General features: G+C 58.3%; 1 pseudogene. It reads left to right on the forward strand.

What is annotated here, in order from left to right:
• Positions 1 to 781, forward strand: a pseudogene (locus IO95_RS25570) (hypothetical protein); the annotation flags it as partial.

A 781-nucleotide genomic window follows, 5' to 3' on the forward strand; every position in this document is an offset into this window, starting at 1 on the left:
ATCGTTCTGGATGCGTCCGCAGCACCACTCACCATCTCCAACGGGGGCAACACCTACGGCGGTACCACCCGGGCGACCGGCGGCACGGTGCTGTTGGGGGCAAGCAATGCCCTCGGGCAGACCCAACTGTTAACGGTGGATAGCGACGCCCTGTTCAATATGGCAGGTTTCACCCAGACCGTCGGCGCACTGGATAACCTCGGTGCTCTGACGATCAATGGCGGCACATTAACCAATGATGGTCTGTTGACCAACGCTGGCACCCTTAACTTGGCAGGTGGCACCCTTAATCTGCTGGGTGGTGGTACCTCCACCGCCACCGATGGCCTGGCCGGTGCCGGCAACCTGAATGTGCAGGGGGGGAGTTTAACCCTGAGCGCCGATAACAGCACCCTTTCTGCTATTACCACTATAGCGGCGGGTGCCGACATCACCTTAACCAATGCCGGTACCCTCGGTGACAGTGATATCACCGTTGCAGGCGCCCTGAACTTCAACCGTGACGGCAGCTTCGACAACCAACTCAGTGGTGACGGGGTGGTTAATACCAACGCCAACGTCCAACTGACTGGCGAGAGCGACTTTATCGGCACCCAGGCTATCAATGCCGGTGGCACCCTGACGGTGACCCAAGCTAACAATCTGGGGGCCGACAGCGCCACGGTGGATTTAACCACCGATACCTCCACTTTGGTGTTTAATGGCCTGCAGGGTATCGTTGCTCAAACCCTGCAAGGTATCGCTGGCTCCACCGTCAGTATTGATAACAGCGCCGATATGT

The organism is Serratia sp. DD3 (genome assembly GCF_000496755.2).